This is a genomic window from Escherichia sp. WS1450 (assembly GCF_046487395.1).
Classification (GTDB): domain Bacteria; phylum Pseudomonadota; class Gammaproteobacteria; order Enterobacterales; family Enterobacteriaceae; genus Escherichia; species Escherichia coli.
Map to the genome: position 1 here is coordinate 1 of NZ_JBJQJO010000044.1, position 11368 is coordinate 11368.

At 48.7% G+C, this 11368-nt stretch carries 18 protein-coding genes; 3 read left to right on the forward strand and 15 right to left on the reverse strand.

The annotated features are described in order from the left end of the window. Both ACJHYR_RS25720 and ACJHYR_RS25725 read right to left on the reverse strand, forming a co-directional pair. Window positions 1-389: YdfR family protein (locus ACJHYR_RS25720; RefSeq protein ID WP_410233172.1), on the reverse strand; the 389-nt coding region annotated here is incomplete at its 3' end. Window positions 390-393: 4 nt separating this feature from the next. Then, window positions 394-609 carry a class II holin family protein gene (locus tag ACJHYR_RS25725; RefSeq protein WP_000839601.1) on the reverse strand — a complete coding sequence of 72 codons (216 nt, stop codon included), beginning with the start codon at window positions 607-609 and terminating at the stop codon, window positions 394-396. A gap of 804 nt (window positions 610-1413) precedes the next feature. Between ACJHYR_RS25725 and ACJHYR_RS25730 the strand changes: the two genes are divergently transcribed. Then, window positions 1414-2520: a porin gene (locus tag ACJHYR_RS25730; protein ID WP_000793848.1), complete on the forward strand. Its 1107-nt coding sequence runs from the start codon at window positions 1414-1416 to the stop codon at window positions 2518-2520. 178 nt (window positions 2521-2698) lie between these two features. On the opposite strand, the gene ACJHYR_RS25735 is transcribed toward ACJHYR_RS25730, so the two are convergent. The 13 genes from ACJHYR_RS25735 to ACJHYR_RS25795 form a co-directional block, all read right to left on the reverse strand. Further along, a complete protein-coding gene (locus ACJHYR_RS25735; protein ID WP_001204812.1) occupies window positions 2699-3121 on the reverse strand; it encodes an antiterminator Q family protein in 423 nt (140 codons plus the stop codon). A gap of 17 nt (window positions 3122-3138) precedes the next feature. Beyond that, window positions 3139-4128 carry a DUF968 domain-containing protein gene (locus ACJHYR_RS25740; protein ID WP_024211204.1) on the reverse strand — a complete coding sequence of 330 codons (990 nt, stop codon included), beginning with the start codon at window positions 4126-4128 and terminating at the stop codon, window positions 3139-3141. A gap of 7 nt (window positions 4129-4135) precedes the next feature. After that, entirely contained in the window at window positions 4136-4951 is an 816-nt protein-coding gene (locus ACJHYR_RS25745; RefSeq protein WP_001072669.1) for a KilA-N domain-containing protein, read from the reverse strand. A 162-nt stretch (window positions 4952-5113) separates the two neighbouring features. Then, window positions 5114-5509, reverse strand: coding sequence for a RusA family crossover junction endodeoxyribonuclease (locus ACJHYR_RS25750; RefSeq protein ID WP_000767110.1), 396 nt, complete (start codon window positions 5507-5509; stop codon window positions 5114-5116). After that, entirely contained in the window at window positions 5506-5832 is a 327-nt protein-coding gene (locus ACJHYR_RS25755) for a LexA family transcriptional regulator (RefSeq protein ID WP_000210135.1), read from the reverse strand. The genes ACJHYR_RS25750 and ACJHYR_RS25755 overlap by 4 nt, the downstream gene beginning before the upstream one ends. Further along, entirely contained in the window at window positions 5829-6482 is a 654-nt protein-coding gene (locus ACJHYR_RS25760) for a phage N-6-adenine-methyltransferase (protein ID WP_001354509.1), read from the reverse strand. Before ACJHYR_RS25760 ends, ACJHYR_RS25755 begins: the two co-directional genes overlap by 4 nt. Further along, window positions 6482-6976 carry a PerC family transcriptional regulator gene (locus ACJHYR_RS25765; protein WP_001354510.1) on the reverse strand — a complete coding sequence of 165 codons (495 nt, stop codon included), beginning with the start codon at window positions 6974-6976 and terminating at the stop codon, window positions 6482-6484. Before ACJHYR_RS25765 ends, ACJHYR_RS25760 begins: the two co-directional genes overlap by 1 nt. Continuing rightward, entirely contained in the window at window positions 6973-7791 is an 819-nt protein-coding gene (locus ACJHYR_RS25770; RefSeq protein ID WP_000061504.1) for a helix-turn-helix domain-containing protein, read from the reverse strand. The genes ACJHYR_RS25765 and ACJHYR_RS25770 overlap by 4 nt, the downstream gene beginning before the upstream one ends. Beyond that, on the reverse strand, window positions 7788-8024 hold the full coding sequence (locus ACJHYR_RS25775; RefSeq protein WP_072837645.1) for a hypothetical protein: 237 nt from the start codon (window positions 8022-8024) through the stop codon (window positions 7788-7790). The genes ACJHYR_RS25770 and ACJHYR_RS25775 overlap by 4 nt, the downstream gene beginning before the upstream one ends. Further along, on the reverse strand, window positions 8017-8562 hold the full coding sequence (locus tag ACJHYR_RS25780) for an ash family protein (RefSeq protein WP_001542463.1): 546 nt from the start codon (window positions 8560-8562) through the stop codon (window positions 8017-8019). Before ACJHYR_RS25780 ends, ACJHYR_RS25775 begins: the two co-directional genes overlap by 8 nt. After that, window positions 8525-8704, reverse strand: a complete 180-nt coding sequence (locus ACJHYR_RS25785; protein ID WP_001341559.1) for a DUF4222 domain-containing protein — start codon at window positions 8702-8704, stop codon at window positions 8525-8527. The genes ACJHYR_RS25780 and ACJHYR_RS25785 overlap by 38 nt, the downstream gene beginning before the upstream one ends. A 145-nt stretch (window positions 8705-8849) precedes the next feature. Then, window positions 8850-9401 carry a protein YmfL gene (ymfL, locus tag ACJHYR_RS25790; protein ID WP_000515860.1) on the reverse strand — a complete coding sequence of 184 codons (552 nt, stop codon included), beginning with the start codon at window positions 9399-9401 and terminating at the stop codon, window positions 8850-8852. Window positions 9402-9444: 43 nt separating this feature from the next. Continuing rightward, window positions 9445-9645 (reverse strand): YdaS family helix-turn-helix protein, encoded by a 201-nt coding sequence (locus ACJHYR_RS25795; protein ID WP_000649477.1) that lies wholly within the window; start codon window positions 9643-9645, stop codon window positions 9445-9447. 90 nt (window positions 9646-9735) lie between these two features. Between ACJHYR_RS25795 and ACJHYR_RS25800 the strand changes: the two genes are divergently transcribed. Together ACJHYR_RS25800 and yfdP are read left to right on the forward strand one after the other, a co-directional pair. Beyond that, window positions 9736-10410: a LexA family protein gene (locus ACJHYR_RS25800; protein WP_000859460.1), complete on the forward strand. Its 675-nt coding sequence runs from the start codon at window positions 9736-9738 to the stop codon at window positions 10408-10410. 688 nt (window positions 10411-11098) lie between these two features. Then, the coding region (yfdP, locus tag ACJHYR_RS25805; RefSeq protein WP_410233173.1) for a protein YfdP at window positions 11099-11368 on the forward strand (270 nt) is incomplete at its 3' end.

Sequence of the window (11368 nt, forward strand, 5' to 3'; positions counted from 1 at the left end):
ATGGAGTACTCAGACTGCAGACAAGACGCCTCTTTTTCTGACCGCAGTGTTGACGGCGGCATCTTCAGAGAACCAGTAATTCTTCCCGGTAGCTTTCCTTTGTAGGTTATCCACACATTCTGCGCCTCTAAAATTATGGGGCGCTTTTCCGGCGACAGCTCATCCCCTTCACATAACCCGGCAGCAACATCCAGGAAGACCTGTCTGATGCTCCTTCTGGCTGCTGCCTCATAAAACTCCAGCGCGGCACCTTCAACACGGTCCAGCGAGATGTCCAGGTCAAAAATTTCACCGTCAAAGCGTTTTTTGTCCCGTAACGCTACAGTTACCGTAACTTTATTCTCAAAATTGCGGATCCCTTTCACAATCAGTTCATAGTTTTGAGTCATTGAATTACTCTCCCCGTGCAGCCTTGCGACGGTCCTCTTTTATCTTGAAGTACAGATTCGTCAGATAAGTCAGAAAGCCCAGTGCCAGACTCCCCAGCACACCAATAGCAGCCCACTGTGAAGGACTGACCTGATCAATCCACTGCAAAAACCAGTACCCGGCACTACCTGCTGAGGTGCCATAGGCAACACCCGTTGTTAACTTATCCATGGATTTCATAGCAACGCCTCCGCCAGTAACGGATTGCGTAGTTCTTGTATTAGGAAGGGGAAAAAGAAGGCCGCAGCATAATTGTCACTGATGAATTCACGACAGCCAGTGGCTACGGCTCGGTTTGGGTTGTGGTGGCTGGCGCAGGTCTCCGGCTTGCGGTTATTTCAGACTCTCACGGGCGTTTAATTGCCCCGCCGGACAGATCTTTTCCGCAATAGCTGCAATGTCTTTCGCGCATCAGCCTGAGCATTCACCACAACGATAAGAGCACTGCGCGGCACCTTTCACCAGTTCCGCGAGGTCTGCGGGTTCAGTGCTCTTACCTGTTGTGCAGACAAAAAAAACCGCACGGCGGCGGGTTTAAGTTGTGTGGCGTAGGAACCACTCTTACCATGATATGCATACTTTTACGATCGTAAAGTGTTTGTTCATACCCTGCATGCTGCATGATTCACCCCACAGACAATCTCTGGATTGTTGCGACGTTTGGCAAGATACAATTAAAGATTATGCATTCATCTATGCACGTATTTTTCTTCAAAAGTAATGTCTTTATTAAGGTTATATAAATAACTCATAAACCCAAATAATTAAATATATTTAGCACTTCTAATAAAAAAGATTGATCTTAATTTTCTGAGTGAAAGATAGCCATCTATTTATTAGTTTGCATGACTTCTTATTTTGTGATAGTGGTCACATATAAAGAATCGGACTCCTTAATTTTCCTTGTATACATTATACACAGAAATTAAATTTTCATCCTGATAGCATTTTGTCGTCCAATTAACTCCCACCAGAGGATAAAAAATGAAAAATTTAACAGTGGCACTTTCTGCTGTAGCAGCATCAGTATTTCTGGCAACGTCTTCAAATGCAGCAGAAATATACAATAAAGATGCAAACAAAGTGGATTTATACGGTAAAGCAGTTGGTTTACATTATTTTTCTTCTGATAAGGACCAAAACGGAGATCAGACTTACGCACGCCTTGGATTCAGAGGTGAAACCCAAATAAATAATTATATTACTGGTTTTGGTCAGTGGGAATATAATTTCCAGGGGAACAACCCTGAAGGGGATGGAGCTCAAACTGGAAACAAGACTCGCCTGGCATACGCTGGTCTGAAGCTTGCAGATGCTGGCTCTCTTGATTATGGTCGTAACTACGGCGTGGTGTACGACGCATTAAGCTACACTGACGTCTTCCCGGAGTTTGGACCTACCGCAGCGCAAGACGATAACTTCTTCGTTGGTCGTGTAGGCGGTGTTGCCACATACCGCAACACTGACTTTTTTGGACTGGTCGATGGGCTTAGCTTTGCAATTCAGTATCTGGGAAAAAATGAACGCAAGGATAAACCAGATACTTCAAACGGAGAGGGTGTAGGTGGCTCTGTCAGCTATGAATATGAAGGATTTGGTTTTGTCGCAGCATACGGCGCTGCTGATCGTACTAAAAATCAGAAAAAGGCTGAGCTTGGTAAAGGGAAAAAAGCTGAACAGTGGGCCACCGGGGTAAAATATGACGCAAATAATCTGTACCTGGCTGCCAGTTATGGTGAAACAAATAATACCCGTGCAATATCGTATGGTGATAATATTTCAGGAGTGGCGAATAAAACCGAAGATTTCACTGTTGTGGCACAATACCAGTTCGACTTTGGATTACGCCCGTCTCTTGCTTATACCCACTCTAAAGCAAAAAACCTTTCATCCAGTACTGATATTAGTAAAAAACATGATGACGGATATATTGAAAAATTCGTTGAAGTCGGGGCTTCTTATTACTTCAACAAAAATATGTCTACATACATAGATTACAAAATCAATATGCTCGATAAAAATAAATTCACTGAAAGAACAGGAGTATCAACCGACGATATTGTCGCTGTTGGTCTGGTTTATCAGTTCTGATTTGTTCTGTAAGAATATGCCGGGGGAGTGAGAACTTTTCTGGCATATAAAGTGGTGCCCTCATGCCACTGCAAAACGTTGGACAGTACTTAACTTTTCCAACGAACTTTCTGTTATTTATTAACCTTTTTGGTTTTTATGCTTGGGCGCTTTGCGCCCATTTTTTATTTTGTACGCCTTATATCCCTGCCCTGGAGGACGCAGTTTTACGACGTATCGAATAATTTGTGCTCACATATCGATCCATCTCAAGGCGAACATCCAGCATCATCAACATGCCATCGATAACTCCTTCCGCTTTCTGCAGGCGCTTACCAACGCAAGTATCCGAACATCCATGTTTCCTTGCTAACTTCATGAACGTAATCCCATATACGTAGTAATCAACCAGCATGTCATGCATATCGGCGTTGTTCTTTTTCAGGCGAGCCATACAACCACATATAATCATCGCGTCATCATCGGAACACTGCGATCGCGATTTTACTTTTGACGGTATCAGCCCCTTAAATCCGGCGGCAATGCCTGACCATTCCACGTCTTCATGATTATTTGCGACCCATGCCCCCCAACGTTCAAGAACCATTTGAATATCACGCATCAACTTTCTCCACAAAATCAGGCCAGCACACCAGTTGCCAGCGCACGATCGATAAAACGAAATATCAGCTCCAGCTGGGAGCCATACTTCACTTCAAATGCCACGGTATCCGCATGCAGCTCGTCGTGATGCTTTCTGCACAAAGGCAACACAAAGAGATCATGCGCTTTTTTACCCATTCCCCCCTGACCGTGGCCTATCAGATGGTGGGGATCATCAGCAGGCTTTCCACAACATGCACACGGCTGCGTCTTAACCCAGCGCGTGTACTTTTCATTAACCCAGCGGCGACGTTTTGGGCGTAACATAAAAGACTCCGGCGACTCCGGATCCACTTTCAGCGCCAGCACCTTTTTCGCTTTATCCTGGATGATGCTGGTGGCAGGAACCGAAGGCACAAGGTCACTTTCCCGGGTGACAGATGGCACAACAGGCTTCGGTAATCTCAGTGCCTTACGGGCTGCACTTTCCGGTAAGGCATCCGCCAGATCATTACGAACCAGCCACCAGCACAGTTCCGGCATTGTCACAACGTGACTGTCATCAAAACCGAGATCCCGACGCACGACAGACAACACCCAGCGGGCACAGTTATCCGTTGCCATTGATTCCAGCCGTTCCGTGAACTGATCGCGCAGCTGGTTATCGCAGTGCCAGCACAGACGGATTGCGCCCGGCGCGTGTCGCATTGTTGTCATGTTCTCGCTGTGCCAGTCGGAATGAGGCCACTGGCAGCCTTTTTCACGAAGTAACCAGCTTTCAAGACATTCCACGCCACCAGCACGACGGATCACTGCCTCATTGCGGAACACGGCCCGAACGGCAGGATCATCCGCCAGCGGTTGTGATGCCGCCGGAACGGCACCACTGGCGAAAGATGAATAACGTTCCGGCTCAGGCTCCAGCAGGACACGCCCCTGCATAAACAGGGGCATCAGCTCTGAACCTGGCCTGAACAATACGATCCCCATACGCGGGGCAATTTCAGGGGTCAGTAGTGCTCTCACGGTCACCTCAATGAACGGTATCGAGCAGCTTTAACAGCTCAGGGAATCGGGATTCGAAGAAATGCGGCTGCGTCTCGCGCGGATTTGCGGGACTGGTGATGTTCTTGCCGAACATGCAACCTTTCGCTGTCAGCGACCAGAATTTTTTGATGTTGTTAATCGCGGTACGGCTGTATCGTTCGCGTTGTTCAACGATCCCCAGCTTCGCCATCTGGTGATATGCCTGATTAGCCGTAAGGCGGATACCATACTGTTTCAGCAGTGCACTCAGCGACAGCGTAGGGCGGCTTGAACCATCTGGCGCATCAGCAGGTGCATCAATGGCATAGATCGGCATAAGTTCAGGAAGACCAGCTACCTTTGATAATTTCTGGTATGCACCAAGTTTCGAGGAGTTTGACAGATTTAGAGTCTTTGCTGCTGATTCAAGCAGAATGACCCCGGATTTAATTTTGTCGGATGTGGTTTCTTCTGGTGATGAATTATGAAGCGCATCAAAAGTACGTATCACTTTTAAGCTGAATGCCGGGCTGATCCACATTGCATATGCATAGACCAGCTCTTTACAGACATACGTCCCACCATTGCGCCCCTGAATGGTGATGACAGGAATACTACGGGAATCTCCCGTAGTTTCTTCTTCCAATAATTCCACAAGAGCCTTCGTTTCAGGACGACGCATAAACTCGTGAACTTCCAGCGAACGGGAGGAGCGATTCTCACCAGCGGCAAGAAGAGCAGCTTTCTGAAGGTCGTTAAGACAGTAGTTAGATTCGAAGTACTGGCGCACAGAAACGCCATCAATTACAAGCAACTGATTCATTGGTTTCTCCACAAATTTTTATCCACGAGCGGGACTGCACTCCCTTTTCGTTGATGCAGGATGAACTTACTGCGATTTTTAATAGTTATCAAGGATACACTGTTCATAAATACAGTATCTTTAACGAGGTAATACCCAAATTTAGGGTGTTGCTCAATTCCGTTACCGAGTTGCTAATTTGCAACTCGCTTTTTCGTACTTACTGATAGTGATCTCGACCTTCCCCTCCGGGATAACCGGTCCCCACTCCACCAGCATTCTTTTCACCTGACTGTCGTCTTCCCACACCCCCGCGTGGGTCAGGGCGTCAAACAGCGCCTTGTTATAGTTGTCCAGATCGCGGATCCGGTTATCCGGAGGAAACAACACGATCTCCACTGAAGCAGGTGCCGACGTTGGTTTCGGCAGACGACGTAACTGCTCAACTATTGCTGCGCACGCCGCGCTCTGAAATTTTCGCCCCGCCGCGCTTATCAGGCTCTTACCAGCAAATGCCCCTTTGTTGGGGTGTCGCCAGTACGTGTTCACGCTGGGCGGGAAAGGCAGGATCAGCTTCATACTTTCAGGCCTCTCTCATGTAACCAGTGGGTTGCACGCAGCCTGGCGTTTTCCTCACCGGCAAGCAGTGAGCGGATAATCCCGACCGCCTCGCTGTCGTCGTCCTTCACCGCGGTATGAAGAGTGATACCCCGGGCCACGCCACGCTTTATCGTGATGACGCCTTTTTTCTCCAGTGCGCGAAGATGTTCCACCGCTGCATTCACTGAACGGTATCCCAGTATGGTTGCCACCTCCTGATTGGTTGGCGGGAAGCCACGTTCTTTCTGGTAAGAAATCAGCATATCCAGCACCTGCTGCTGGCATTGAGTTAACGTCGTCATGCCGCCATCTCCCTGACCAGTTTTTCCGCCTGCTGGCGAACCTGCGCCAGAAACGCCTCACCACATGCCTCAAGTTCATCACGCCCGATGTAGCTGATTGCCGGTCCCTTCCAGGTCTTGTCGAAAACAGCAATAGCACCAGCGAAGAAAGCGCCTGTCGGCACCTGCTTCTCGTCCTTCGGTATAAACCAGGCAGGCAGTTCAAAACCAATACGCCCGCGAATAAAAGCAATATGATCTGCATCTTCCGGCCACCACACTTCGCTGGTGGCCGCTTTGATCAGGAAAACATAGCGCCCGCCCTTATCACGCATGGCACTGGCATGTTTCATGATGTAACGCATGCCGGTGATGTATTGCCCCTCATGCTGACTGGCGCGGCTGTATGGAGGATTACCAAAGGCAGCACCTTTAAGCTCCGCAAGGCGTTCTGACCAGTCACGCGCCAGCGCGTTGTCTTCTGCCGTGTAATACGCGGCACATTTGGCGTTATCACCGTCAGTGAACAGATCCAGAACAAACGGGCCAAACAGGGTGTTAATTCCCCAGAAAATGTTGTCCGGCGTGCGCCACTGATCACCCACTTCCTTCAGTTCATGGGCTGGTTTGTTCCGCAGTTCCACCAGCTCCTGGCAATATTTATTACTCATTAAGCCCCCACGTAATTCCTTGACAGATACCACTCATCACCCGATACAGCTCGCTTGCTGCTTTTCCGTAAGCACTGCTCACGACGCGCCAGAAAATTGTTTCGTTCTGGCTGGGAGTGGCTTTCTCGGAATGCCGCCATCCACACCGTTGCAGCACGACGGTATAAACCCCTGGACTCCAGCTCTTCAGCCTGGCGGGTCAGGCACAAAATCACCCGGGGATCGTTAGTGCCGACATAGAAATTGCGCACAGGTTTGGTTTCACGAACTGGTTGTGGTTCCGGCTCCTGCGCTCTCTCAGTCAGGCGTGGGAAATGTCTGCGTGTATCTCCTTCACAACGGTGAGCCACACGCCCACTCTGACGTAACTTGCTTGCTGACTGCAGAACGCGCTGCCGTGAGTAACCTGCAAAAGCATCCGCAATGTCTCCGGAAGTACACCCCGGATGGGCTTCAATGAATTTCTGAACTTCATTCAAAAGACTCATGATCACCCCCTGAATCCTGCCGGGATCTGGCTGTAGTCCACGTTGTCGTAACTGGCTTTGAAGTACGGGTCCTCACGTCTGGCTGCAGATACCGCAGGAACTTCCCAGGGTTCTTCGAAATGACGATCCGGACCAAAGAACGTGACAGCCTGTTTCACAAATTGTGTGCCGCTGTTACCCATCGCAGATACCCAGCCCGCGTAGCGTTTCACACCTTCCAGCATGGTTTCGGGGTTTACCCCCTCATTCAAACGGGCTTTCCAGGCTTTGAAGGCTGCAGATTTTGAATTGCCACCAGCACGTTTGGGATATGCCAGCCATGCCTGCTCAAACTCCGGAGAGTATTCCGGTCGGTTTGAACGAACTCGCACAGACTCATCAGCAGATGCACCAACAGCTATTGGTTCATTGACTGGTTCTTTGACTGGTTCAAAAGAGTGACTGGTTCTGGGTGAATCTCCTGCACTACCCCCTGGTGCAACTCCTGCACTACATGGTGAATTTGCTGCACCAGATAGTGAATTATTTGCACTACCCCCTAGTGAATCTCCTGCACCATCCAGATGAAGGAGATAGATATTACTTGAGTTACCTTTTTCACCTTTCCGGGTGACTTTTTTTACCAGCCCGGACTCACAAAGGGCCGCAATATGATTCATCACAGAACGTTTGCTAATCTCGCACTGGTCAGCAATATGCTGGTAGCTGGGCCAGCACTCACCCTGATCGCTGGCATTATCAGCCAGCTTGATCAGAACCAGTTTTCGCAATGGATTACCCACTCGAATTTTCATCGCTTTAACCATCAGCTCCATACTCATGCTGCACCTCCGAGATGCTTCATGTTTTTTCCGGAGCAAAAGGCTATAAGCGGCATACTGACGCGGTAATTACGGCCCAGCGGTTCACAAATCACCTTCTGGCATTCACGGTCAACCAGGCTAACACGTAGAACATGCCCTGCAGGCGTGGTGTACCACTGCCCAACTGTAGGAATTGATGTTTTTTTACGCTGAAGCAAACGGCAAATATTGAGGATCAACGGATTAAGCATGACGATGCCCTCCGCTGATATTCAGGAGACGGTGAATATGAAAATTAGCCTTATCCGCCAGACGAATACGTTCAGCCTGCAAGTTAAGAAGGGTTTCTACCAGAACCTGATGCGCCTGCGGATCCGAAAGAGTTACCTTGCGCAGAGCACGTAGTGCAGTTGTTACATAACTGAGTTTATGTAAGTCTTCATCATTCAGACGAGTGAGGGCTGGGACAGTAGCCATGATGGCAGCCTCCTTGATCGGTGAAATACTTCCACCACCGGAAACGCCAATTTCGCTGGTGGTGAACTGAACGGGGTTGGCGTAACCGGTGATCAAGGAAACCGGCGCATCTTTCGATGCCCCCGCCCAGCCCACCATAACTTTGATGTGAGCAAATGCGGACGATAAAAAAGACGCTGGCGCGTCATATATCGCCTTGATCAATTCCAGGACGCCAATCCCGGCACCCGCTTTATAAGGTGCCTGAACAGTGTAACGTCCCGGAATGGCAGAATCAATGTGCTGGTGGTCCTTCACACTCAACAAAATCACGCCTGAATTTCCACAAAGGACTAAAGCACTCATGCGGGTAGTCTTTGCGAAGATAGATAACGCGCTGTGTTTCTGGCTCCCAACGAATAACATGGACATAAAGCCCTCTTCCGTCACGAAACCAGCGGTTAAGTTCCTGCACAACTCGCCCCCCACAGTCAGGTAAAGTTCTCTGTGGTTACTTACAGCCAGGTGATTTGGTAATCTGCATTCATGCCGTAACAACAGGTGTGCAGCGACACTGACCACCAGCTGTTGCGACAAACGGTTATTTGCCGTTAAACTGTTCATGCGTTAGTTTCTCCACAGACACAAAACGCCACGACGCCCGGAGCTGCACACTCGCGGGCGTCACTCTTTTCTGGAGCGCAAAAGATTTTGTAGACCAGTGCTGCATGCTCCTGGAGCTTCGAAATTGACAGATACAACTCATCATTAATTGCTGTCTGCTCGTGTGGCTCCACTACCCCATCTTCGATTGCCGAACGAATCTGCTTTGAGTAACTCCCGATCTGTTCGATGACTTCCAGCAGGCGCTGGTTTATATCGGCGTTCTCTACTTCCTCAATTTCAGGAAGCGATACAAACACCCCACCAGCAGACTGTGCGACAGCATCCGCAATGTAGTGAGTGCCAGCCGCGCGCTGTAAAATCATTGCCCATCCCAGCGGGAAAATCTGATCGCCATCTGCACGAAGGCGGTTGAATAAAGCGTTCTCTGTTACATCCAGCCACTCAGCAGCTTCAGCGTAACCCCCCGGCAACGCCGCGATAGTTTTTCTGACAGCTTTCACGTACCACTCAGGCTGTTTTTCTACTTTCCAGTGATGCTTACCCACGGTTAGCCTCATCGTTCTGTGGTTAAAAATTGAAGGTGTTCTGTTAATCTTTCGGATAGATATCCGGTCTTAAGTCAGATTTCGTAATTGCACCTGACGTGCATTGCTCAAGTTTTTTAGCCAGCACAAAACTGGCTTTTTTATAACCATTGAAAACCAGCCGTAAGTAGCCTGGTGTTGAGCCAACTTTTCCGGCCAACTCGCCCTGCTGTTCTTTGGTTAAAGAGTCCCAATACGCTTTCATACAATATGTACCTCCGGTATACATATTACATGATTGAGATGAACCTTCAAGATACTTGTACCTTATCGGTACAAAGGTTTTAATTTCTTTATGAAAACAGTCCATGACATCCGGCGGTCTAACGCCAGAAAACTGAGAGATGGTGTTGGCGGGAATTCTTCCTTTGCCACCATGATTGATCGCGAGCCAACCCAGACCAGCAGGTTTATGGGAGATGGTGCTACTAAAAATATCGGTGACAGCATGGCGCGGCACATCGAAAAATGTTTCGACCTGCCTGTCGGATGGCTTGATCAAGAACACCAGACCACGAACATCACAAAAAAACCTGATGTTTCAATCACTAACAAACAAATAACGTTAGTCCCTGTCATATCATGGGTACAGGCCGGAGCATGGAAAGAAGTTGGCTATTCTGAGGTTGATTTGAGCACAGCAGAAACTTATCCCTGCCCTGTACCCTGTGGCGAAATGACTTATATCTTGCGGGTGATTGGTGATTCAATGATTGATGAGTACCGCCCGGGAGACATGATTTTTGTTGATCCTGAAGTCCCTGCCTGCCACGGTGACGACGTTATTGCATTGATGCACGATTCAGGCGAAACCACCTTCAAGCGGTTGATAGAAGATGGAACACAGCGTTATCTCAAAGCATTAAACCCAAACTGGCCTGAGCCTTACATTAAGATTAACGGTAATTGCTCTATAATTGGTACAGTGATTTTCTCGGGAAAACCAAGAAGATACACAATAAAGGCCTAATCAATATTTATGAACCTGCTTCGGCAGGTTTTTTTATACTTGACAATGTACCTATGAGATACATAATGTATCTAAAAGAAACATGACACAGGCAAGATTAAAACAAAATTTGGTTGTAACACGGCGTATGGCACATGCGTCGTTAGCGGTCTGGGGACGTTAAAGGGGACAATCCACTCCTTGCTCGGGCAAACAAACCAGGTAGCCGGAATGTGCAAGTCAATGATGATGCTGATAAGACGCCTAACCAGCGTGGCGATTCGGTTTGACGCCTGGGAAGAGACCAGGGTGCAACGATGAGGGCATTTATGGAACCGCGACAAAGTGTGGTGCCGTAACTGGCTAAGTGCTCTCAGCGTTGTGGTGAATGCGCAGGCTGATGCGCGAAAGACATTGCAGATATTGCGGAAAAGAGCTGTTCGGCGGGGCAATTAAATGCCCGTGAGAGTCTGAAATAACCGCAAGCCGGAGATCAGCACCGGTCATCACAACAGCCACTGCTTTGGCGGTACCAGTTTGTACACTTGCTTCCGGCTGGTACCGCTCTTTTTACAAAACAGAGAAGAACATCATCGGACGACGGGCTCATAACCCAATCCATCCGGGCGGCTGCCACCGCAGGTGTTCTTCTCTGTTTTGTGGAGAAACTAACCGACCTTGCAGGGTCGATATGATGAGGAGCAGCAAAATGGCTAGTGAACGCAGTACTGATGTGCAGGCATTTATCGGGGAGCTGGACGGCGGCGTATTTGAAACCAAAATCGGCGCAGTTCTAAGTGAAGTCGCTTCCGGTGTGATGAGCACGAAAACCAAAGGGAAGGTCTCACTCAATCTGGAAATCGAACCGTTTGATGAGAACCGTGTGAAAATCAAACACAAACTCTCATATGTTCGCCCGACTAACCGCGGGAAAATTTCCGAAGAAGACACCACCGAAACGCCGATGTATGTCAATCGC

Excerpts from the sequence above, each read along its gene's own strand:
- ACJHYR_RS25725 (WP_000839601.1), bottom strand. The coding sequence starts at position 609 with ATGAAATCCATGGATAAGTTAACAACGGGTGTTGCCTATGGCACCTCA.
- ACJHYR_RS25730 (WP_000793848.1), top strand. The coding sequence starts at position 1,414 with ATGAAAAATTTAACAGTGGCACTTTCTGCTGTAGCAGCATCAGTATTT.
- ACJHYR_RS25735 (WP_001204812.1), bottom strand. The coding sequence starts at position 3,121 with ATGCGTGATATTCAAATGGTTCTTGAACGTTGGGGGGCATGGGTCGCA.
- ACJHYR_RS25745 (WP_001072669.1), bottom strand. The coding sequence starts at position 4,951 with ATGAATCAGTTGCTTGTAATTGATGGCGTTTCTGTGCGCCAGTACTTC.
- ACJHYR_RS25750 (WP_000767110.1), bottom strand. The coding sequence starts at position 5,509 with ATGAAGCTGATCCTGCCTTTCCCGCCCAGCGTGAACACGTACTGGCGA.
- ACJHYR_RS25755 (WP_000210135.1), bottom strand. The coding sequence starts at position 5,832 with ATGACGACGTTAACTCAATGCCAGCAGCAGGTGCTGGATATGCTGATT.
- ACJHYR_RS25760 (WP_001354509.1), bottom strand. The coding sequence starts at position 6,482 with ATGAGTAATAAATATTGCCAGGAGCTGGTGGAACTGCGGAACAAACCA.
- ACJHYR_RS25770 (WP_000061504.1), bottom strand. The coding sequence starts at position 7,791 with ATGAGTATGGAGCTGATGGTTAAAGCGATGAAAATTCGAGTGGGTAAT.
- ACJHYR_RS25775 (WP_072837645.1), bottom strand. The coding sequence starts at position 8,024 with ATGCTTAATCCGTTGATCCTCAATATTTGCCGTTTGCTTCAGCGTAAA.
- ACJHYR_RS25795 (WP_000649477.1), bottom strand. The coding sequence starts at position 9,645 with ATGAAAGCGTATTGGGACTCTTTAACCAAAGAACAGCAGGGCGAGTTG.
- ACJHYR_RS25800 (WP_000859460.1), top strand. The coding sequence starts at position 9,736 with ATGAAAACAGTCCATGACATCCGGCGGTCTAACGCCAGAAAACTGAGA.